At 71.8% G+C, this 20,528-nt stretch carries 18 protein-coding genes; 13 read left to right on the top strand and 5 right to left on the bottom strand.

From position 1 onward, the window contains the following. The first annotated feature begins 283 nt into the window (after nucleotides 1-283). Nucleotides 284-937: a response regulator gene (locus tag RM788_RS37175; protein ID WP_315934853.1), complete on the top strand. Its 654-nt coding sequence runs from the start codon at nucleotides 284-286 to the stop codon at nucleotides 935-937. Between the two features lie 67 nt (nucleotides 938-1,004). After that, nucleotides 1,005-2,261, top strand: a complete 1,257-nt coding sequence (locus RM788_RS37170; RefSeq protein ID WP_315923975.1) for an HRDC domain-containing protein — start codon at nucleotides 1,005-1,007, stop codon at nucleotides 2,259-2,261. Between the two features lie 228 nt (nucleotides 2,262-2,489). On the opposite strand, the gene RM788_RS37165 is transcribed toward RM788_RS37170, so the two are convergent. After that, entirely contained in the window at nucleotides 2,490-3,110 is a 621-nt protein-coding gene (locus tag RM788_RS37165) for a MerR family transcriptional regulator (protein ID WP_315923973.1), read from the bottom strand. A 131-nt stretch (nucleotides 3,111-3,241) separates the two neighbouring features. Between RM788_RS37165 and RM788_RS37160 the strand changes: the two genes are divergently transcribed. The 3 genes from RM788_RS37160 to RM788_RS37150 all read left to right on the top strand — a co-directional run bounded on the left by RM788_RS37160 (nucleotide 3,242) and on the right by RM788_RS37150 (nucleotide 7,173). Beyond that, entirely contained in the window at nucleotides 3,242-3,682 is a 441-nt protein-coding gene (locus RM788_RS37160) for an ABA4-like family protein (protein WP_315923971.1), read from the top strand. Between the two features lie 141 nt (nucleotides 3,683-3,823). Then, a complete protein-coding gene (locus RM788_RS37155) occupies nucleotides 3,824-5,068 on the top strand; it encodes a thiolase family protein (RefSeq protein WP_315923969.1) in 1,245 nt (414 codons plus the stop codon). Next, nucleotides 5,065-7,173 (top strand): 3-hydroxyacyl-CoA dehydrogenase NAD-binding domain-containing protein, encoded by a 2,109-nt coding sequence (locus RM788_RS37150; protein WP_315923967.1) that lies wholly within the window; start codon nucleotides 5,065-5,067, stop codon nucleotides 7,171-7,173. The genes RM788_RS37155 and RM788_RS37150 overlap by 4 nt, the downstream gene beginning before the upstream one ends. A gap of 54 nt (nucleotides 7,174-7,227) precedes the next feature. Here RM788_RS37150 and RM788_RS37145 read toward each other — a convergent pair whose 3' ends face one another. Further along, nucleotides 7,228-7,854: a hypothetical protein gene (locus RM788_RS37145; RefSeq protein WP_315923965.1), complete on the bottom strand. Its 627-nt coding sequence runs from the start codon at nucleotides 7,852-7,854 to the stop codon at nucleotides 7,228-7,230. 209 nt (nucleotides 7,855-8,063) lie between these two features. Between RM788_RS37145 and RM788_RS37140 the strand changes: the two genes are divergently transcribed. Beyond that, on the top strand, nucleotides 8,064-8,519 hold the full coding sequence (locus RM788_RS37140) for a hypothetical protein (RefSeq protein ID WP_315923963.1): 456 nt from the start codon (nucleotides 8,064-8,066) through the stop codon (nucleotides 8,517-8,519). A 2-nt stretch (nucleotides 8,520-8,521) separates the two neighbouring features. Here the strand turns inward: RM788_RS37140 and RM788_RS37135 are convergent, their stop codons facing one another. Further along, nucleotides 8,522-8,872, bottom strand: a complete 351-nt coding sequence (locus RM788_RS37135) for a hypothetical protein (protein WP_315923960.1) — start codon at nucleotides 8,870-8,872, stop codon at nucleotides 8,522-8,524. 104 nt (nucleotides 8,873-8,976) lie between these two features. Between RM788_RS37135 and RM788_RS37130 the strand changes: the two genes are divergently transcribed. Then, entirely contained in the window at nucleotides 8,977-9,732 is a 756-nt protein-coding gene (locus tag RM788_RS37130) for a DUF72 domain-containing protein (RefSeq protein WP_315923958.1), read from the top strand. Between the two features lie 19 nt (nucleotides 9,733-9,751). Here the strand turns inward: RM788_RS37130 and RM788_RS37125 are convergent, their stop codons facing one another. Further along, on the bottom strand, nucleotides 9,752-10,984 hold the full coding sequence (locus RM788_RS37125) for an MFS transporter (RefSeq protein WP_315923956.1): 1,233 nt from the start codon (nucleotides 10,982-10,984) through the stop codon (nucleotides 9,752-9,754). A 26-nt stretch (nucleotides 10,985-11,010) separates the two neighbouring features. After that, on the bottom strand, nucleotides 11,011-11,796 hold the full coding sequence (locus tag RM788_RS37120; RefSeq protein WP_315934852.1) for a metal-dependent hydrolase: 786 nt from the start codon (nucleotides 11,794-11,796) through the stop codon (nucleotides 11,011-11,013). A gap of 73 nt (nucleotides 11,797-11,869) precedes the next feature. Between RM788_RS37120 and RM788_RS37115 the strand changes: the two genes are divergently transcribed. The 6 genes from RM788_RS37115 to RM788_RS37090 all read left to right on the top strand — a co-directional run bounded on the left by RM788_RS37115 (nucleotide 11,870) and on the right by RM788_RS37090 (nucleotide 20,499). Next, nucleotides 11,870-12,676 (top strand): DUF72 domain-containing protein, encoded by an 807-nt coding sequence (locus tag RM788_RS37115; RefSeq protein ID WP_315923954.1) that lies wholly within the window; start codon nucleotides 11,870-11,872, stop codon nucleotides 12,674-12,676. Nucleotides 12,677-12,785: 109 nt separating this feature from the next. Continuing rightward, nucleotides 12,786-13,154, top strand: coding sequence for a peptidase inhibitor family I36 protein (locus RM788_RS37110; RefSeq protein ID WP_315923952.1), 369 nt, complete (start codon nucleotides 12,786-12,788; stop codon nucleotides 13,152-13,154). Nucleotides 13,155-13,665: 511 nt separating this feature from the next. Beyond that, entirely contained in the window at nucleotides 13,666-16,119 is a 2,454-nt protein-coding gene (locus tag RM788_RS37105; RefSeq protein WP_315923950.1) for an AAA family ATPase, read from the top strand. Further along, on the top strand, nucleotides 16,116-16,526 hold the full coding sequence (locus tag RM788_RS37100; RefSeq protein ID WP_315923947.1) for a hypothetical protein: 411 nt from the start codon (nucleotides 16,116-16,118) through the stop codon (nucleotides 16,524-16,526). Before RM788_RS37105 ends, RM788_RS37100 begins: the two co-directional genes overlap by 4 nt. Then, nucleotides 16,523-17,623, top strand: coding sequence for a metallophosphoesterase family protein (locus RM788_RS37095; protein WP_315923945.1), 1,101 nt, complete (start codon nucleotides 16,523-16,525; stop codon nucleotides 17,621-17,623). Before RM788_RS37100 ends, RM788_RS37095 begins: the two co-directional genes overlap by 4 nt. 17 nt (nucleotides 17,624-17,640) lie before the next feature. After that, complete coding sequence (locus RM788_RS37090) at nucleotides 17,641-20,499, top strand: AAA family ATPase (protein WP_315923943.1); 2,859 nt, start codon at nucleotides 17,641-17,643, stop codon at nucleotides 20,497-20,499. The last annotated feature ends 29 nt before the right edge of the window (nucleotides 20,500-20,528 follow it).

Here is a 20,528-nt window from a genome sequence, read left to right as displayed (position 1 = left end):
CGCGTTACGGCCCCATCCAGTTGTCAACCGATCGTGTGACAGAAGGGGTCACCAGTCACAACTCGATAGGGATAGATACCCGATTGATCGTCCCGCAGACCCTCTTGGGCGGCTACGCTGCCCCAGACGACACCACTTTCGGTCGATCAGTGGCGCGGCTGATTGGCCGAAAGTCCCGGTGCCGGTCGGGGGGCACGACCGACTCCAGGGAGGTAGTGACGTGGCTGCCGTCGGCTTAGGTCAGGCCGTTCGTACCACGCCAGCCGGCTCGTTGCCGGCGAACATGGTCCCGCACCCGCGGGAAGAGTTGTTCTCAGTGCTGGTGGTCGACGACCACCCACTGCTGAGGGAGGCGATATCGGCTCGGCTCACCCAAATGGGAGCCGGGACAGTGCATGAGGCCGTATCGGTTGCAGAGGCTCGGGCGCGGGCTCTGGCAACCGGTCCTTGCGACCTCGCGATCCTCGACTTGGGCCTGCCGGATGGCACCGGCATCGACCTGGTCACGGAACTCCGTGCCCAGGGCTGGCCGCGAATCGTGGTCCTCGCATCCTCCGACGACCCCTATGCGGTCCGGTCGGCTTTCCAGGCGGGCGCTCAGGCGTACCTCCTGAAGTCGGCTTCGCCCATGGTGGTCACCGACGGGGTGCGCAGGGTTCTCGACGGCGGGGTCTACGCGGATCCGAGTGTGGCTCCGGTGCTCGCTGCGGGCACCAGGGTTCCGGGCACCGACAACACGCCGCGGGAGCTTTCCGCGCGTGAGGTCGAGGTCCTCCAGCTGGTCGCCGATGGCCAGAGCAACAAGGAGATCGGCGAAGCGCTCAGCCTTTCCGCACTCACGGTGAAGTCTCACCTGAGTCGGATCGGGCGCAAGCTGGGCACCGGTGACCGGGCTCAGATGGTGGCGCTGGCCATGCGTGCCGGCGTGATCCGCTGAGCTGGTCGAAGCACTGAACCGGCCTAACACACCCGCGAGTGGGGCGTTCGTCATAGGGTCATCCGTCGTGGACGTACCCGCCGACGAGCCAACCGAACCAACCGGAGCAGAACCGGTACCGCTGACGGAACCCGCAGAGGGGGTTCCGCCAGTGGTGTCCGACCTGTCAGCGCTCCGGCGAGCAGCTTCGGCTCTCGCCGGGGCGAAGGGTCCGGTCGCGGTGGACACCGAGCGAGCCTCGGGCTACCGCTACTCGCAACGTGCCTACCTGGTGCAACTGCGCCGGGAAGGCGCTGGAACCGTGCTGATCGATCCGATCGCCCTGGGCGGTCGGCTCGATCCGCTGGTCGAGGCGCTGGAAGGAACCGAGTGGGTGCTGCACGCGGCGTCGCAAGACCTCCCGTGCCTCGCCGAACTCGATCTCCATCCGAGCGTCCTGTTCGACACCGAACTGGCGGGCAGGCTGGCCGGTTTCGAACGGGTCGCTCTGGGCACACTTGTCGAGCGCTTGCTCGGCTACAGGCTGGAGAAGGGGCACGGCGCGGCCGACTGGTCGCGCCGCCCCCTTCCAGCCGACTGGCTGAACTACGCGGCGCTCGACGTGGAACTCCTGGTCGAGCTGCGTGACGTGCTCGAAGAGGAGCTCAAACGCCAGGGCAAGCTCGAATGGGCGCACGAGGAGTTCGAGGCGGCGCGCAACGCTCCGCTGAGCCGTCCTCGTGCCGAACCGTGGCGCCGGACCTCCGGGATCCACCGCATCCGCAACCCCCGGCAGCTGGCCGCGGTGCGCGCGTTGTGGGAGACCAGGGACTCGGTGGCACGGGAACGCGACATCGCGCCCGGACGAGTGCTGCCCGATGCCGCTCTCGTCGACGCCGCCGTCCGCAATCCCGCGGACGAAGCGGCGCTTCTTGCGTTGCCCGTGTTCCGCGGGCGAGCGCAACGGCGCATGGTGGGCACGTGGCTGGGCGCTTTGCAGCGCGCCGCCGCGCTTGCGCGCACCGAGTTGCCGGAGCCTTCTCCCCATCACGACGGTCCTCCCCCGGCGAACCGCTGGTCCGACAAGGATCCCGCGGCGGCCGTGCGGCTGGCCGCGGTGCGGGCGGCGCTGACCGCCATCGCCGAGGCCAACACGCTCCCGGTGGAGAACCTGCTGCTGCCGGACCTGGTGCGCCGCACCTGCTGGCAGCCGCCCGAGGACCTCACCCCAGCGGGGGTGGAACGGGCGCTGCTCGACGGCGGCGCCCGGCGGTGGCAGATCGATCTGACCGTCGACGCGCTCTCGACGGCCCTCCAGCCGCCACCGCCACCCCCTACCGAGTGACCCCGCTACCCCTACCCCTGATCTGACCGGCCCAACGCCCAGGTCAGGGGTAGTGGAAGCGGTCCCGTGCCGTTTGACTTGGCGATAGTCGGCCACCACGGCACTGCGAGGTCGGAATGCGGCACGAGAACGTCCGATGGCGTGCACCCCATGGCCGGGTGCCGCTCCGCGTCGTCAGAGCGCGGGCGCGCGGCGCCCGTTCGTTCCGTGCGGCCTGAGCGCCGGCCCTCACTCCTCGCGGAGGAGTCCGGCCGAGGTGTCGCGCTGGGCGAGCCTGCGCAGCGCCTTCAGCGCCGCGTCGCCCAGCACCGTGGCGACGACCATGTCCTCGACGACCTCCTCCGGCCCGGAGTGCAGCACCAGGTAGTCGAGGTCCCGCTTGGCGATGGCCGCGGTCGCGTCGGCGTACCCGTCGAGCAGGTCGGCGAACCGGCGGTGGCCGAGCCTGTTCGCCGTCGCCACCACGCCCGCGAGCGCGAGCGCCGACGGGTCGCACGCCATGTGCTCCCAGCCGCGGCGGGCCAGGAAGGCGGCCACCTCGTCGTCCGCGTCCCGGTCGACGACCGGCGGGGCGGCGGGCCCGATGCTGCGCTGCACGACGCCGAGCACGTGGTGGGTGACCTCCACGGTGGCGTCGAGGGCGGCGATGATCTCGCCGACCACGGCGATCGACAGCCCTCCCACCCCGACGAGCGCGCGCACGAGCCTGAGCCTGCGCAGGTGCCCCTCGCCGTAGACGGCCTGGTTGCGGCCGGTCGACTCCCCGGCGGGCAGCAGACCCTCGCGCAGGTAGTACTTGATCGTCGGCACGGGGACGCCGCTGCTCGTGCTCAGTTCCGAGATGCGCACGGACATCCCTCCCCGCTGGTCGCCCCAAAATGGATAGTCTACCTTTCCATTAGTGGAGAGTTGAACTATCCGAACGAGGAGTCGACCATGACCCGCACGACCCCCGACCCGACCGCCACGGCGGTGGCGGCATGACCGAAACGCTGTTCTCGATCACGTTCCCGCTCGCCGCGCCGTTCTGGGCGCTGATGATCCTGGCGCCGGCGTGGCGGGTCACCGAGCGGGTCATCGCCTCCCCGCTGATCGCCGCGCCGCCCGCGCTGGTCTACCTCGTGCTGGCCGCGCCGGACCTCCCGAAGCTGCTGTCCGTCGTCAGCCGACCCGAACTAGGTCCGCTGGCCGAGTACCTGGGCACGCCCGCCGGCACGGCGCTCGGGTGGGCGCACTTCATCGCCTTCGACCTGTTCGTCGGGCGGTGGATGTACCGGCAGAGCCGTGAGCTGGGCATCCACCCGCTCGTGATGGCGCCGATCCTGCTGGTCACGATCATGGCGGCCCCCATCGGACTGCTCCTGTTCCTCCCCGTCCGAGCACTGCGCACGCGCAAGGAGGAGCCCGCACCTACGGTGTGACGGAGTCGACAGTGCCACCACGGTGGTTACTGGCGAGTAACGAGGTCTAAAGTCAGTGTTACCGGTCGGTAGCGGCATGGGTGCTCGTGCCACCGATCCGGTCCGACTTTCCCAACATCGGTTCAACGTGGAGGAGACGCCGTGGCCGCACCAGCAGCGCCGGCACCGAGCGGACACGACGTGGCTCGTGGCGTTCGGAACGTGGTCTTCGTCGAGGGCGTCCGCACGCCGTTCGGCAAGGCCGGACCCAAGGGGATCTTCGCGGAGACCCGCGCCGACGACTTGGTGGTCAAGGTGATCCGCGAACTGCTCCGCCGCCATCCGGAACTGCCGCCGGAGCGCGTCGACGAGGTGGCCATCGCCGCCACGACGCAGATCGGCGACCAGGGCCTGACCCTGGGCCGCACCGCCGCGTTGCTGGCGGGGCTGCCCAAGTCGGTGCCCGGCTACTCCGTGGACCGCATGTGCGCGGGCGCCATGACGGCCGTGACGACCGCCGCGGGCGGCATCGCGTTCGGCGCCTACGACGTGGTCATCGCGGGCGGCGTGGAGCACATGGGCCGCCACCCGATGGGCGAGGGCGTCGACCCGAACCCGCGCTTCATCTCCGACCGGATCGTGGACACCTCGGCGCTGGTCATGGGCCAGACCGCGGAGAACCTGCACGACCGGTTCCCGGAGATCACCAAGGACCGCGCCGACGCGTACGCCGTGGCCTCGCAGGCCAAGTACGCCGAGGCCGTGGCGGCGGGCAGGATCGGCCCCGAACTCGTGCCGGTGGCCACCCGTTCCGCGGACAAGGGCTGGGGCCTGGCCACGGCCGACGAGCCGCCGCGTCCGGGCACGTCCCTGGAGGACCTCGGCAAGCTCAAGACCCCGTTCCGCTCGCACGGCCGGATCACCGCGGGCAACGCGGCGGGCCTGAACGACGGCGCGACCGGCTGCATCCTGGCCGAGGAGGAGACCGCGCGCGAGCTCGGCCTGCCCGTCGGCATGCGCCTGGTCGGCTACTCGTTCCTGGGTGTCGAGCCCGAGGTCATGGGCATCGGCCCGGTGCCCGCGACGGAGAAGGCGCTCAAGCGCGCCGGTCTCACCATCGACGACATCGGCCTGTTCGAGATCAACGAGGCCTTCGCCGTGCAGGTGCTGGCCTTCCTCGACCACTTCGACATCAAGCAGGACGACCCCAGGGTCAACCAGTGGGGCGGGGCCATCGCGACCGGCCACCCGCTGGCCTCCTCGGGCGTGCGGCTCATGACGCAGCTGTCCCGGCAGTTCGCCGAGCGCCCCGACGTGCGCTACGGCATCACCACCATGTGCATCGGCATCGGCATGGGTGGCACCGTGATCTGGGAGAACCCCCTCTGGACGGGAGAGACGAAGTGACCGCGCTGTCCCCTGAAGAGGCGAAGGCGAAGTACGTCAAGGAGGTCGTGACCACCTCGACCACCCGCCTGGTCGACGTCCCCGGTGTCGCCGGGCGGGTCGCCGTGATCACCATCGACAACGGCCTGGACCACACGCGTCCGTCGACGTTCGGCCCGCAGGGCCTGTTGAGTCTGAGCGCCGCCTACGACGAGGCCGCCGCGGCGGGCCCGGCCGCCATCGTGGTGACCGGCAAGCCGTTCATCTTCGCGGTGGGCGCGGACCTCGGCGCGGTCGAGGGCGACCAGCGCGACGAGGCCATGATGATCGGCGAACTGGGGCACGGCACGTTCCGCAAGTTCACCGACTCGACCATCCCGACCTTCGCGTTCGTCAACGGCGCGGCGCTCGGCGGCGGCCTGGAGCTGGCGCTGTCGTGCCACTACCGGACGCTGTCGGCCAGCGCGGGCGCGATCGCGCTGCCCGAGCTGTTCCTCGGCCTGTTCCCCGGCTGGGGCGGCACGCAGCTGCTGCCGAACCTGATCGGCGCGGACGCCGCGGTCACCGTGATCTTCGAGAACGCGTTGAACCAGAACAAGATGCTCAAGCCCCCGCAGGTGCTGGAGATGGGCATCGCCGACGCGCTGTTCGAGTCCCCGGACTTCCTGGAGCAGTCGTTCGGCTGGCTGGCGAAGGTGCTCGCGGGCGAGATCACCCCGCCGCGCAAGGAGATCGACCGCGGCGAGGCGTGGGACGCCGCCGTGGCGCGGGCCAAGGCCGTCGTGCACGGCAAGACCAAGGGCGCGTCCCCCGGCGCGGAGCACGCGCTGGAACTGCTGGAACTGGCCCGTGGGAACGACCTCGACCGCGGCTACGCGGCCGAGAACGAGGCCATGGCCACCGTGCTGATGAGCGACACGCTCCGGGCGAGCCTCTACTCGTTCGGCCTGGTGCAGAAGCGGGTCAAGAAGCCCGCGGGCGCGCCGGACAAGTCGCTGGCGCGGCCGATCACCAAGGTCGGCGTCGTGGGCGCCGGTCTGATGGCGTCGCAGATGGCGCTGCTGTTCGCCCGCCGCCTGCACGTGCCGGTCGTGCTGACCGACATCGACCAGGCTCGGGTGGACAAGGGTGTCGGCTACGTGCACTCCGAGGTCGACAAGCTCCTCGGCAAGAAGCGCGTCTCACCGGACGAGGCCAACCGCCTCAAGGCGCTGGTGACCGGTTCGCTGGACAAGGCATCGTTCGCCGACGCGGACTTCGTCATCGAGGCCGTGTTCGAGGACCTCGCGGTGAAGCAGCAGGTGTTCGCCGAGGTCGAGGAACACGTGTCGCCGCAGGCGATCCTGGCCACCAACACCTCGTCGCTGTCCATCACGGACATGGCGTCGAAGCTCGCGCACCCGGAAAGGGTGGTCGGCTTCCACTTCTTCAACCCGGTCGCCGTCATGCCGCTGGTGGAGATCGTGCGCGCCGAGCGGACCGACGACGAGTCGCTCGCCACCGCGTTCTCGGTCGGCAAGCAGCTCAAGAAGTCCTGCGTGCTCGTGAAGGACGCGCCGTCGTTCGTGGTGAACCGACTCCTCACCCGCTTCATGGGCGAGGTCGTGAAGTCCATCGACGAGGGCACGCCGTTCGAGGTCGCCGACAAGGCCACCGAGTCGCTCGGCCTGCCGATGAGCCCGCTGATCCTGTTGCAGCTGGTGGGTTCCGCGGTGGCGCTGCACGTGTCCGAGACGATGCACGACGCGTTCCCGGACCGGTTCAGCGTCAGCCCGAACATGGCGAAGTTCGTCGCCGCGGGCAAGACCGCGGTGTGGCAGTGGGACGCGCAGGGCAACCAGACCGTCGACCCCGAGGTCGCCGCGCTCTGGGAGTTCGGCGACATGCCGCTGACCGCCGACCAGGTCAAGGCGCGCGCGCTGGAGGGCATGGCCGAGGAGATCCGGCTCATGCTCGACGAGGGCGTCGTGGCCGAGGCGCAGGACATCGACCTCTGCATGATCCTGGGCGCGGGCTGGCCGTTCTGGCTGGGCGGCATCACGCCCTACCTGGACCGCGAGGGCATCTCGGAGAAGGTGACCGGGCAGCGCTTCCTCGCACCCGGTGTGGCCTCCCTGCCCGCGTAGTCCCGCACGCGTGGAAGCGCCCGGTCCCCGTTCACGGGACCGGGCGCTTTCGCGTCAGTGGTCGTCGACGCGGTCGACGCGGCCGCCGGCGCGCACCAGGAACACGTCGATCCGCATGGCGCGCAACGCGTCCGCGGTGTCGGCCACCAGCTCGCGGTAGCAGACGAAGTCCGGCAGGCCGATGCCGACGACGTCGTCCGGGCAGTCCTGCCGCAGCCGCAGCGCCTTCAGCAGCGAGTCCGCGAACCAGGCCTCGGCCTGCTCCATGGGGTGCGGCGGCTTGGAGTCCGATGTGGACCGCTTCGTCGGGAAGCCCTTGGACTCGACGTGCAGCAGCCGTCCGGCGCGCTGCGCCATGATCCGGTCGCCGCGCAGGAAGACCCAGCCGTCCATCTCGAAGTACCGGACCAGCTCGGCCAGGACGTTGCCCTCCCAGTACCACTCGTGGGCGGGGTTCGTCCTGATCCCGGCCCTGGGCAGCTCGGTCACCAGGCTGTTCATGATCGGACGACCGAAGTCGTCGCGGTGCAGGATGCCCGCGTCGGCGAGCGTGCGGCAGCGCGAGTTGACCTGGTCGTGGACGACCCGCAACTGCGACGCGATCTGCGCGTCGGTGAGCCCGTCGGGGAAGTGGCCCAGCAGCGCCACGATCCTGTCCGCCAACGTGAAGCCGTCTGTCATGCCACCATTATCGATGGCGGATGATTCGCTGTTACCACGACTTCCACCGACCGGTGGCCCCGAACCGCGTGAACGGGCCCACGTCCGGGGTAGCTGCACCACACGGTCCGGGTTCGCGGGCCGCGTTCCGTTGGTACGGGCGAGTAACAACGGCCACGCAGCCGGGTGAGGGTGTCCGGAACAGGTCAGGGCGGTCCGATTCTCGACCTATGAACACACACCGCCGCAGGGTGCGCGATCGCAGGCCGGGGAAACCGGTTCCGGTGCGCCTCGACGAGCTCACCGAGTTCCTCGACGGCGACACCGGGTGGCGCGACGAGGTGCGCACGAGGCTCGTGGCGCGGCTGGACCCGAGGATGGTCGAACGCACGTCCTGCGGTCGCGTCGCCGAACTGGCCGAGGAGCTGGACACCCAGGTCACCGTGGAACCGCGGCCGGACGTCACGTTCGACCTCGCGAAGGCCGTGCACTGCCGGGTGCCGTTCAAGGGGATGACCCGCCAGCGGCACACCGCGCGCAACCTGCGGGTGCTGGGCGTCTACCTGTGCGCGGTCGCGGGCCGCGACCTGGGCGAGTGCCCGTGCGCGGTGGCGCTGGCCGCCGACCCCAGCGACGCCGCCGTACCGCACGTGATCGGCTTCGCGCTGGACCGCGCCGGGTTGTAGTCCTACAGGGGTGCCACGGCCAGCAGCGGCACGCCCCAGGTGCCCGCGGCCTGCTCGGCCGTCCCGATCGCCGACCGGCTCACCGCCACCACCAGGTCCACCGCGGGCAGGTCCTGCACCCCTCCCGCGCACGACGCCGCCGTCAGGTCCAGCACCCGGCCCCCGCGCGCCCGCACGACCGCCGTGATCGCGTCCCGCGCCTCCCGACTGGCCCGGTCGAAGCCCCGCAGCACCGCCACCGTCCCGTAGGCGGCCAGCAGGCCGGGCTTGTCCGCCAGCAGCGCGGATACCTCGGCGACGAGCGCGGCGCGGTCTTCGACGAGCGTGGACGGGGAGGTGAGCGTGCTGGTCATCGGGATCTCGCTTTCGCCACGGCGGGTGCTCCTTCCGTAGTACCCCCGTACGAGCCGCGTGCCACTGTTGTTTCGATCACTGCCGAACCGGGAACAACCGCTCGATGCACGACATCAGGATCGGCACCTCGGGCTGGACCTACCCGGAATGGCGCGGCGCCTTCTACCCGGAGGGCCTGTCGCAGAAGCGGGAACTGGAGCACCTGGCCGCGCGGGTCAACAGCGTCGAGATCAACGGCACCTTCTACTCGCTGCGCACCCCGGCCAACTACCGGTCGTGGGCCACCCGCACCCCCGACGACTTCGTCCTGTCCGTCAAGGGCCCGAAGCTGATCACCCACACCAAGCGCCTGCGCGACGTCGACGACGACCTCGCCGAGTTCTTCGCCTCCGGCATCTCCGAACTAGGCGCCAAACAGGGCCCGATCCTCTGGCAACTCCCCCCGTCCCTGCCCTTCCACCCCGCCCGCTTCACCACGTTCCTCGACTCCCTCCCCCCGGCCCGCCACGCCATCGAGGCCCGCCACGACAGCTTCGACACCCCCGAGTTCGCGGAGTTGCTGCGCTCCCACAACATCGCCACCGTCCTGGCCGACTCCGGCGGCAAGTTCCCGGTCTTCGACGAGGTCACCGCCGACTTCGCGTACGTCCGCCTGCACGGGCCTGGGGAGTTGTACTTGGGCGACTACCCGTCCGACGCGCTGGACGGGTGGGTGGAGAGGGTGCAGGAGTGGGCGGTGGAGCGGGACGTGTTCGTGTACTTCGACAACACCATGAGCGGGGCAGCGCCCTACAACGCCGTGGACCTGTCCGAACGCCTCGGAATCCTGTCCAACCCGATCCAGAACGCCCTCTGGTAGGCGTCCGGCAAGTTCGCCCTCACCCACCGGGCACCGCGGCACCAAGTTCCCGCATCCCACGCAGTGGCGACAGCACGAGCCACGACGCCGACAGCAGCACACCGAAGGCGGCGATCGTGATGGCGCCGCGCGCGCCGAGGACCGTGGCCAGGCCGCCGCCGAGGAGGCTGCCGAGCGGGATGGCGCCCCAGATCAGGAATCGCATGGTGGCGTTGACCCGGCCGAGCAGGTGCGGTGGGCAGACGGCCTGCTGGTAGCTGACCTGGAGGATCGACAGGCAGATGATGCCGAAGCTCGTGCCGAACATGGCCAGCACGTACCAGCCGAGCCCTCGGCCAGGCGTGGTGAGCGGGAACGCCAGGAACGCGACGCCGCAGCCGATCCCGCCGACCAGGAGCACCCTGGCGCCGCCGAACCACCGGGCCAGCCTGCCGGTCAGCAGGGCGGACGACAGGGCGCCGAACAGGCCGACGCTGCCGAGCAGGCCGATCACGCCCGCCGGCAGGCCGATGTCGCGGACCAGGAACACCACGACCACGGCCGTGTGCGCGGACTGGAACAGCGACATCGTGGCGCCGTGACCGCCGAACGCCCGCAGCACGGGATGGCCGGACACCGCGCCCAGGCCTTCGCGGACTTCCCACCACATCCGCCGGTCCTCCGCCCGCGGCGGCCGCGGCTCGGGTGTGCGGATCGTGCGCAGCCACAGCGCGGACCACAGGTACGTGCAGGCGTCGACGAGCAGTGCGACCGGCGCTCCGACCCACTGCACCAGGCCGCCGGCGAGGGTCGGCGCGGCCACGGCGGCGACGGACCGGTTCTGCTGGAGCCGGGTGTTGGCCTCGACGAGGTGTTCGCGGCCCACGAGCCGGGGCAGGTAGGACGGGTGGGCGATGTCGAACACCACGGTGAGCGTGCCGGTGACCAGCACGACCCCGTAGAGCTGCCACAGCGTCAGCACGTCGAGCGACGCCGCCACCGGCACGCTGAACAGCACCGCCGCGCGCCCGAGGTCGGCCGCGATCAGCAGCGGACGGCACCGCAGCCGGTCGCACCACACGCCGACCTGCAGACCGATCGCGAGGAACGCGATCATCTGGCCGACCCTCAGCAGCGACACCTCGAACGCCGAGGCGTCCAGCACCGAGATCGCCAGCAGCGGCACGGCGAGTTGGCTGAGCCCGGTGCCGACCTGGCTGATCACGTCGGCCGCCCACAGGTGGCGGAAATCCCTCACGGCGAGCAGCCCCATGCCGGACATCATGCCAGCAGCAACAACTAACCTGAGCCGGGTTGTGTCAACTTATGGATGGCCGGGATGATCGAGGTGACCAGGGTCCACGCGCCGGGGATGAGCAGCAGCGCCCCCACGGCGACGACCGGGAACATGAACATCGTCTCGACCGGGCCGCCGGTGCGGAAGCGCAGCCACTTGGGCGGCCGCAGCTCGTACCAGGTCTCCCCCGCGATCGGCAGCGGGAACAGGAACGGGCAGCCCGACACCGTCACCGAGTCGCCGAGGCAGTGCACGAAGCAGCCCACGGCCACCGCGATGCCGAGCACCCCGGACAGCCCGTCCAGCTGCACCAGGGCCTCGTCCAGGCCGAACTGGATGAGCCACCACACCACCGCGCCCACCGACAGCACCGCCACCCAGTCGCCCAGCGCGGCCTCCGCCAGCAGCACGGCGAACACCGCCACGCCCAGCACGGCCCACTTGCCGCCGAGCTGCGTGGCGCCCGCGGTGAAGTAGCCGAGCAGCACGGCGAACAGCACGGTGTGCGACAGGTGCCGGTGCTCGCCGGTCACCGGTTCGTCGCGCGGCCCCTTGGTGATCGCATAGACGTACCGCGACGACTTCCGCAGGAGCCACGACAGCGCCCCGGTGAGCGGGCCGAGGTAGCGCGACGCGGTCGAGTGCCGGTGGTCGAAGTCGGGCAGCAGGGCGAAGCCGGCGGTCACCAGGCCGACGAGCACCGCCCCGGCGAGGTCGCCGTGGCCGAGCAGCGGGGCGATCCCCAGTCCCGCACACCACCCGGTGAGCGCGTGCGTTCGTCCCATCACCCTTCCGAGCATCCGGTTCGACCGGTTCAAGGTCAAGTTCCCGAACCTGGCGCCGCTGCGGCAGCATGGCCCGATGGATCGGATCAAGATCGGAACATCGGGCTGGGTGTACCCGCCGTGGCGCGGCGTCTTCTACCCACCAGGCCTCGCGCAGAAGCGCGAACTGGAGCACTTGTCCCAGCTGGTCACCTCGGTCGAGATCAACAGCTCCTTCTACTCCCTGCAACGCCCGTCCAGCTACCTGAAGTGGGCCGCGCAGACCCCGGACGACTTCGTGTTCTCGCTCAAGGGCGGCCGGTTCATCACGCACCTCAAGCGCCTGCGCGACAGCGAGGACACCCTCGCGAACTTCTTCGCCTCCGGCGTCCTCGCCCTCGGCCCCAAACTCGGCCCGATCCTCTGGCAGCTCCCCCCGACCCTCCAGTTCGACCCGGTGCTGCTCGACGAGTTCCTCACCAACCTCCCCCGCACCACGACCGCCGCCGCCGAACTCGCCACCCACCACGACGAGCGCGTCGACCCGTCGTGGACCACCACCGACCTCGACCGCCCGCTCCGCCACGCGGTCGAGGTCCGCCACCCCAGCTACCTCACCCCGAGCTTCCCGGAGCTGCTGCACAAGCACGGGATCGCCGCCGTGGTCGCCGACTCCGCGGGCAAGTACCCCCTCGTCGACGAGGTGACCACCGACTTCGTCTACGTCCGCCTGCACGGCGCCGACGAGCTGTACGTCAGCGGCTACACCGACGAAGCCCTCGACCGGTGGGCGGCGAAGATCCGCACCTGGTCGACGACCGCCGACGTGTACGTCTACTTCGACAACGACGCGAAGGTCATGGCCCCGCGCGACGCGCTCGCACTGCTCAAGAAGCTCGAATAGCCATCCGGTGCTCCGCCCACACAATCAGGTGAACCACATCGAACGTCCACACAGGATTCCGCGGAACAGCCGAGTCTGTACCGGCCGGCGAATCCCACGGAGGTAACCGATGTCGACCCGAACCCTGCTCACCGCCCTGGCCATCACCACGGCCGCACTGGTCTCCAGCGGCACCGCCAACGCCCAGGAATCCGACACACCGAAATGCGACCCCGGCGAATTCTGCCTCTGGTCCGCCCCCGACTACACCGGCCCCACCAAGCACTTCGACCTGGAAACCGCCAACCCCGGCGAATGCACCCCGTTACCCGCCGGACTCATCGCCCACTCGTTCGTGAACCGCCTGACAAGGGACGCCAGCGTCTACCAGGGCGAAACCTGCTCAACCGAAGCCGAATTCACCACCTATCCAGGCCGCGGCACCTACGTCCCCAACGCACCTTTCGTAGTACGGGCAATCCAGGTCTGGGAAAACTAACGCTCACACGACAAAGCCAGCCGCCCAGTCCGACGGCGCAGCCCAGGATGCCCAGTCAGGCGCAGCCTGATGCTTCGTCCGGTGCGGAGCACCGGATGCTGGCGTAGTCAGACCTACCCCTGCACCCGATACGAAGCCGCTCTGGGCTTGCCTTCGCTTGTCAAGATAGCTTTATCGTCTTGACAAGCGAAGGCAAGGCTAGAACACTCGGCGACCGGGTGCAGGCATGTCCACCCACCACAAAACCCAAACGCAGCCGCCCTAAACCCGCCCCCCAACACAGCCCCAAAACCCCCATTCCCCCACACCAAGAATCCCCCCACCCCGCCCACCCGAATTCGAGCATCCATCACTACCTGACCACCCCAATTCCCCCCGACATCGGTTACGCACAGACACCACACCCCCCAATCCCCATCCACTCGATCGTGTGAACACCCTTCAGTAAGCACTTTCGTTGCGCCTACGTTTCCCGCCTAGCCGTGCATCAGCACGAGGAGGAGACGTAACGGTGGCGGTTGCCGAAACCGGATTACACGGGTTGATGCTGAGCCGGGTGGCGAGTGATCGGGAGCTGACCCCGCGCGCCGCCGAACTGGTCGTCGCGGCCTGCCGCGGCGAGGCAGCGCTCGACCAGACCCTCGACGGCGTGGTCGGGGACGACGAACCCCCGGACCACCCCCGGTGCGGGCCTGGCGGCGGGATGTTCCTGTCCGGCATCAGGGTCAAGGGGTTCCGCGGAATCGGGCCCGAGGTCGACCTGCCGTTGGCCAGCGGACCCGGCCTGACCCTCGTCACCGGGCGCAACGGTTCGGGCAAGTCGAGTTTCGCGGAGGGCGCGGAGTTCGCGCTGACCGGCAACAACACCCGGTGGACCCGCTCGCTCAACGAGGTCTGGCGGCAGGGGTGGCGCAACCTGCACGGGCCGGGCGACACGTCGGTGGCGGTCACGCTGGTGCGGGCCGGGCACGAGGGCGCGACGACGATCCGGCGGGCGTGGCGGGCGGGTGACGACTTCGGCGGCGGCACGTGGACCGAGCGGCGCAGCGGTGGGGAGCCGGTGCCGTTCGACGAGCCGAGGTGGCGGGCCGCGCTGGAGACCTACCGGCCGTTCCTGCCCTACAGCGAGCTGGGCAAGTCGTTGGAGGGCAAACCGAGCGAGCTGCACGACGCGGTGCACAGCCTGTTGGGCCTGGGAACCATCACGGACGCGCAGAACCGGCTCGCCGAGCACCGCAAGCGCTTGGCGGACGTGGTCGCGCGGCCGCACGACCGGCGGGCGAGGATCCGCGCGGAGCTGGCGGCGTCGTCGGACGGCCGGGCGCGGCGGGCCGCCGAACTGCTCGGGAAGGAGCACCCCGACCTCGACGCGCTGGCGGACCTGGCGCTGGGCACGGACGTGGGCGGTGGCGGGATGCCGCTGCTCCAGCAGGTGACCGAGCTGCCGCTGCCGACCGCGGTGGACTTGGCGCACTGCCTGGAGAACCTGGACGCGGCGCTGGCGTCGGTGGCCGCGGTGGCGACCGACGGGGCGCAGACCTGCCTGCGCACCAGCGAGGTGCTGCGGGTGTCGCTGGAGCTGCACGAGGCCAAGGGCGACCAGGCGTGCCCGGTCTGCGGAACCGGTGTGCTGGACCGGCGCTGGTACGTGGCCACCACGCGGCGGGCGGAGACGCTGGCGGCCGCCGCGGCCGCGCTGCACGACGCGGGCACCCGGCTGGACACCGCGACCGCCGCGGCCCGCGCGCTGTGCCGGCGGGTGCCCGATCTGCTCAGGCAGGTCGACGGCCTCCTGGACGCCGAGGCGGCTCGCGCGGCGTGGACGGCGTGGGCGGAGTGCGCGGCTTACGAGGACCCGGTGCGGCTGCGCGGCGACCTGCCCGCGCGGTACGCCGCGGTGCTCGCGGCCGTGGACGCGCTCAGGGCCGTGGCGCAGGAGCAGATCGCCAAGCGCGACCTGCTGTGGCGGCCGATGGCGCTCGCGCTGTTCGAGTGGCACTCGCAGGCCGAACGGGCGCTCGCCGACCAGCAGGTGCTGGCCGACGTGACCGAGGCGGAGACGTGGATCCGAAGAACCGCGGCGCTGCTGAGGTCCGAGCGGATCGCGCCCTTCGCCAAGGAGTCGCAGCGGATCTGGCAGCGCCTTCGTCAGCAGAGCAACGTCGACCTGGGCACCGCGCACCTGGAGGGCACCGGTCGGGGCGACCGGCGGGTGGAGCTGGACGTGTCGGTCGACGGGGTGCCGAACGCCGCGCTCGCCGTGATGAGCCAGGGGGAACTGCACGCGCTGGCCCTGGCGCTGTTCCTGCCCAGGGCCGTGGTCGACGAGAGCCCCTTCCGGTTCGTGGTGATCGACGACCCGGTGCAGGCCATGGACCCGGCCAAGGTGGACGGTCTCGCCCAGGTCCTCGCGGACGTCGGCCTCACCCGCCAGGTCGTGGTCTTCACCCACGACGAGCGGCTCGTCGAAGCGGTCCGCAGGCTGCGGCTGCCCGCGACCGTCTGGGAGGTGTGCCGCGGCGGGAACTCCGTGGTGCAGGTGCGGATGTGCGACGACCCGGTCGGCCGCTACCTGGCCGACGCGCGGGCGATGCGCACCACCGACGACCTGCCCGACGAGGCCCGCGCCGAACTCGTCGCCGCCTGCTGCCGGGCCGCGCTGGAATCGGCCGGTGACACCAGGTTCCGCCAGGTGCGGCTGGAACGCGGCCAGTCCCACGCCGAGGTGGAGCGGGTGCTCGAACAGGCGCTGACCACCCGCCAGCGGATCTCGCTCGCGGTGTTCGACGACCTGGCCGCGAACGGGAACCTGTTGCCGCACTTGACCGACGTGCTCGGCCCGTGGGCCGTGGACGTGCTGCACGCGTGCCGCGAGGGCACCGGCAGACCCCGCGTCGGAGACCTGCGGACGCTGATCCGCGACACCGAACGCCTCACCACCTGGCTGAGAGATGGGCTGAAGTGAACGACCGGAACGTGCTCGACCGGCTGGCGCACGTGGAGCGGATGCTCTCCGACGCACGCACCCTCGACGGGGTCCGGGTGCGGTGCGGGGCCTGGCTGCTGCGCACGACCCTGGAACGGGCCGTCGTCGCGTTGTGCGCCACCAGGTGCGGGCCGAGCGGCTCGACGCACGCGATGCTGCTGAGCCTGCCGCGGTACGTGGACGAGGACGTCGCCGAGGACGTGGCGCGGCTGTGGCACGCGCTGCGCCGGGCCGCGCACCACCACGACTACGAGATCGCGCCGACCGTCGACGAGCTGCGCTCCTGGCACGCGGACACCGCGCGGCTGGCCGGGGAGCTGCTCGCCGAACTGCCGGACCTGCTGCCCCGGCCGCGGGTCGAGGTCGGGGCCGGGAGATGGGGATGAGGCTGCTGCACTTCGCCGACCTGCACCTGGACACGCCGTTCCACGGGGTGGGGCCGCGGCACGCGCGGACCCGCCGGGCCGCGCTGCGGACGACGTTGCGGCGGATCGTCGCGCTCGCCCGCGAGCAGCGGGTGGACGCGCTGCTGTGCGGCGGCGACCTGTACGAGCACGAGCGCTTCTCCCCCGACACCGCCGCGTTCCTGCGCGACGCGTTCGAGGAGGCCGCCGTGCCGGTGCACCTGGCGCCCGGCCGCCACGACCGGTACGGGCCGCGGAGCCCGTACCGCCAGGTGGCGTGGTCGTCGAACGTGCACGTGTTCGCCGAGGACCACCTGGTCGCCGAGACGCTCGCCGACGGCGTCACGCTGTGGGGCGCGGCGCACCGCGGCGCGGCGGAGGGCGACGGGTTCCTGGAGGACTTCGCCGTCGACCGCGAGGGCGTGCACCTGGCGCTGTTCCACGGGTCCGAGCTGACCGGCCTCGCCGTGCAGGAGGGAGGCCGGACGCCGCACGCCGCGTTCACCGCCGACCAGGTCGAGCGGGCCGGTCTGCACCACGCGTTCCTCGGGCACTTCCACGTGCCGCGCGACGCCGAGCGGCACACCTACCCCGGCAACCCGGATCCGCTCACGTTCGGCGAGGGCGGTCCGCGGGGCGCGGTCCTGCACACCGTGCACGACGACGGCCGGGTGGACCGGGTGCGCTACGACGTGGCGGCGAGCCGGGTGCACGACGTCGCCGTGGAGTTGGACGGCGTCGCGGACGCCGACCGGGTCCGCGAGCGGGTGGCCGCCGCCGTGGCCGACCTGGAGGGCGTCGTCCGGGTCACCCTCGGCGGCGAGGTCGGCCCGGACGCGGACCTGCGCCCCGGCGACCTCACCCGCTGCGCACCGCACCTGGAGGCGCTGGGCGTGCGCCTCGGGTCCGTCCGACCGGCCGTCGACTTCGCCGCGCTCGCCGGGGAGTCGACGGTGCGCGGCCGGTTCGTCCGCGACGTGCGCGCGGACGGGCGCCTGGACGACGACACGCGGCGGCGGGTGCTCGTCACCGGGTTGCGCGCGCTGGACGGCCGCACCGCCGAACTCGCCGTGCTGTAAGGACGAACGGGGAAGACATGCGAATAGAGTCCGTCACCGCGCACGCGTTCGGCCCGCTGACCGACCGGACCCTGGAGCTGGCGCCGGGGCTGACCGTCGTCGCGGGCGCCAACGAGTCGGCGAAGTCCTCGTGGCACGCCGCGATCTACGCGGCGCTGTGCGGGCGCAGACGCGGCCGCGGCGCGGCCACGACGGCGGAGCGCCGGTTCGCCGAGCTGCACAAGCCGTGGCACGACAAGGACTGGAAGGTCTCCGCGATCATCGCGCTGGACGACGGGCGGCGGGTGGAGCTGCACCAGGACCTGGCGGGCAGGACGGGCTGCCGGGCCACGGATCTGGGGCTGGGCCGGGACATCAGCGCCGAGGTGATGTTCGAGGGCGCGCCGGACGCGAGCCGGTGGCTGGGGCTGGACCGCAAGTCCTTCGCGGCCACCGCGTGCGTGAACCAGGCCGAGCTGCTCGGCGTGCTGGGGGCGGCGAACGGGTTGCGGGACCACCTGCGGCGGGCGGCGGCCACCTCCGGCGCCGACGCGACCGCGGCGGCCGCGCTGGAGGGCCTGGAGGTGTTCCACCGCGACCACGTCGGCCGGGAGCGGCCCGACTCCGCCACTCCCCTCCAGGTGGCCGAGGACCGGCTGACCAGGGCCCGGCAGGACCTGGCCGAGGCGCAGGGCGCGCACCAGCGGTACCTGGAACTGGTGGAGGAGGCGGAGATCCGCCGCGCCGAGGCCGACGCCGCCGCGGAACTGGCCGACCGGGCGGACACCGCGGCGACCGCGCTCGACGAGCTGCTCGCCGCGACCCGCGCGCACACCGCCGCGGAGCGCAAGGCGTTGCGGTCCAAGGAGAAGGCCGACGACCGCGCGGCCGAGGTGGCGAAGGCCGAACGGCGGCTGGCCAGGACCCGTGAGCTGGACGCGAGGTTCGGCGGCACCGCGCCCGCGGGGCTGGCCGCGCAGGAGGAGGTGACCCGGATCGTGCACGCCGCCCTCGCGGCGTGGCGGGCGGTGCCGTCGGCACGACGGCTGACCGGGTCCTCGGCGGCCGAACTGCGCGAGGAGCTGGCCTTCGTGCCGGATCCGCCGACCGGCGACACCGAGGTGGAGCCGCGGATCCACGAGCTGGCGCTGGCCCGTGAACGCGCGCTCGCCGTCGTGTCCGCGCACGAGGGCCGCCGTCCGGTGATCGTCGACCGGGCCGGCGACGCCCGGCTGACCGCGGCGCTGGCCGCCGGACCGGCCGTGGTGCGCGAACTCGCGGCCTCGCTCGCCGCTCCCCCGCCGCCCGTCAGGACCGGTCTTCGCACGGCGGTGTCCGCGCTGGCGGGGCTGGTGGGCGTCGCGGGGGTCGCGCTGCTGGTCGCGGGCAGGCTGCCGGGTCTCGCGCTGCTCGCGCCCGCGCTGTTCGTCGGTGTGCTGCGGATCGTCGAGTCCGCCACCTCCGACGGCCGCGGCGCCGGGCAGCACATCCGCCGCACCAGCCCCGCCGTGGTCGAGGCGACCTCCCGCTGCGCGGCGCTCGGCCTGCCCGCGGAACCGCTGGTGCTCCAGGAGCTGGCCACCAGGGCGGAGCGGCAGATCGGTCTGCGCGCGAGCCGCGCGGTGTGGGACCAGCACCACCGCCAGTACGCCGAGGCGGTCACCCGGAAGGCGGGCGAGCTGCGGTCGGCGTTGGCGGACAAGGGGTGGGCCGATCCCCGCGCGGAGGTCTCGGAGCTGCTCGCGGGGTACGAGCGGTCGTGCGCGCTCGGCGCCCGGCAGGCCGTCATGGCCGCGCAGCGGGACGTGCTGACGAGGGCGATCGTGGAACGCGACCGCGCCGAGGAGGCGGCGGTGGAGGTCGAGGGCGTCCGCGCGAAGGCGTTGGAGCTGGTGCGCGGAGCCGTGCGGGCGGTGGACGGGAACGCCACCGCCACCCCGACCGGCACCGCCGCGGAACTGCTGGCGTCGCTGAACGCGTGGCAGCGCGGGTGGGAGCACCAACTCCGCGCCGCCGCCGCCGAACGCGACGCGTGGACCGAGCTGACGACCCTGCTGGCCGACTCGACCCCGGACGAGCTGGCGGCCGGACTCGTCGTGACCCGCGCCGAGCACGCCGAACTGCTGGCCGAGGCCGGGCGCGACGCCGAGGAGGCCGCAACCGCGCTGGCCCGGCGCGACGAGCTGGCGGCCGCCTGCGGGACGCCCGCCGACGCCGAGGAGGTCGAGGCGCTGCTGGCCGAGGCGCGGACCGCCGTGGCCACCGCCCGCGCCGAGGCCAGGCAGGTCGCCTGCGCCGCCGACGAGCTCGGCGGCGCGCTGGCCGAACGCGGTCGCACCCTCCCGGACGTCCCCGAGGCCGAGGAGGCGCTGGCCACCGCCCAGGACGACGTCGCCGCGCTCACGAGCCTGTCCACGACGCTGACGCTGACCGGGAAGTACCTCGCCGCCGCGCAGGACGCCGTGCACCGCGACATCGCGCCGTCGCTGGCGGCCACCCTGCGCGGCAGGCTGCCCGGCGTCACCGACGGCCGCTACACCGACGCGCGGGTCGACCCGGCGACGCTCGAGGTCAGCGTCCGCGGCCCGGCGGGCCCGTGGCGGCCCGCCGCGAACCTGTCGCTCGGCACCGCGGAGCAGGTGTACCTGCTGCTGCGCTTCGCGCTCGCCGAGCACCTGTCCACCACCGGCGAGACGTGCCCGCTGCTGCTCGACGACATCACCGTGCAGGCCGACGACGGCCGCACCACGGCCATCCTGGACCTGCTGCTCAAGCTGGCCACCGAACGCCAGGTCGTCCTGTTCGCGCAGGAGACCGCCGTGCTCGACTGGGCCCGCGAACACCTCGACGGCGGGCACGACGCCCTGCGCGAGCTGACCAGGATCCCCGCGGAGTAGCACAGTCCACAGTGGACTCATCGTCCTCG

Origin of the sequence: Umezawaea sp. Da 62-37, from assembly GCF_032460545.1 — a bacterium.
Classification (GTDB): domain Bacteria; phylum Actinomycetota; class Actinomycetes; order Mycobacteriales; family Pseudonocardiaceae; genus Umezawaea.
Note: the sequence above shows the minus strand (reverse complement) of the source record. Positions and strands in the feature narration are given on the sequence as shown.

What these genes read in the sequence shown, in the direction of transcription:
- RM788_RS37130 (WP_315923958.1), top strand. Translation starts at nt 8,977, where the DNA reads ATGCACGACATCAGGATCGGCACCTCGGGCTGGACCTACCCGGAATGG.
- RM788_RS37110 (WP_315923952.1), top strand. Translation starts at nt 12,786, where the DNA reads ATGTCGACCCGAACCCTGCTCACCGCCCTGGCCATCACCACGGCCGCA.
- RM788_RS37175 (WP_315934853.1), top strand. Translation starts at nt 284, where the DNA reads ATGGTCCCGCACCCGCGGGAAGAGTTGTTCTCAGTGCTGGTGGTCGAC.
- RM788_RS37160 (WP_315923971.1), top strand. Translation starts at nt 3,242, where the DNA reads ATGACCGAAACGCTGTTCTCGATCACGTTCCCGCTCGCCGCGCCGTTC.
- RM788_RS37115 (WP_315923954.1), top strand. Translation starts at nt 11,870, where the DNA reads ATGGATCGGATCAAGATCGGAACATCGGGCTGGGTGTACCCGCCGTGG.
- RM788_RS37125 (WP_315923956.1), bottom strand. Translation starts at nt 10,984, where the DNA reads ATGGGGCTGCTCGCCGTGAGGGATTTCCGCCACCTGTGGGCGGCCGAC.
- RM788_RS37135 (WP_315923960.1), bottom strand. Translation starts at nt 8,872, where the DNA reads ATGACCAGCACGCTCACCTCCCCGTCCACGCTCGTCGAAGACCGCGCC.
- RM788_RS37090 (WP_315923943.1), top strand. Translation starts at nt 17,641, where the DNA reads ATGCGAATAGAGTCCGTCACCGCGCACGCGTTCGGCCCGCTGACCGAC.
- RM788_RS37140 (WP_315923963.1), top strand. Translation starts at nt 8,064, where the DNA reads ATGAACACACACCGCCGCAGGGTGCGCGATCGCAGGCCGGGGAAACCG.
- RM788_RS37095 (WP_315923945.1), top strand. Translation starts at nt 16,523, where the DNA reads ATGAGGCTGCTGCACTTCGCCGACCTGCACCTGGACACGCCGTTCCAC.
- RM788_RS37145 (WP_315923965.1), bottom strand. Translation starts at nt 7,854, where the DNA reads ATGACAGACGGCTTCACGTTGGCGGACAGGATCGTGGCGCTGCTGGGC.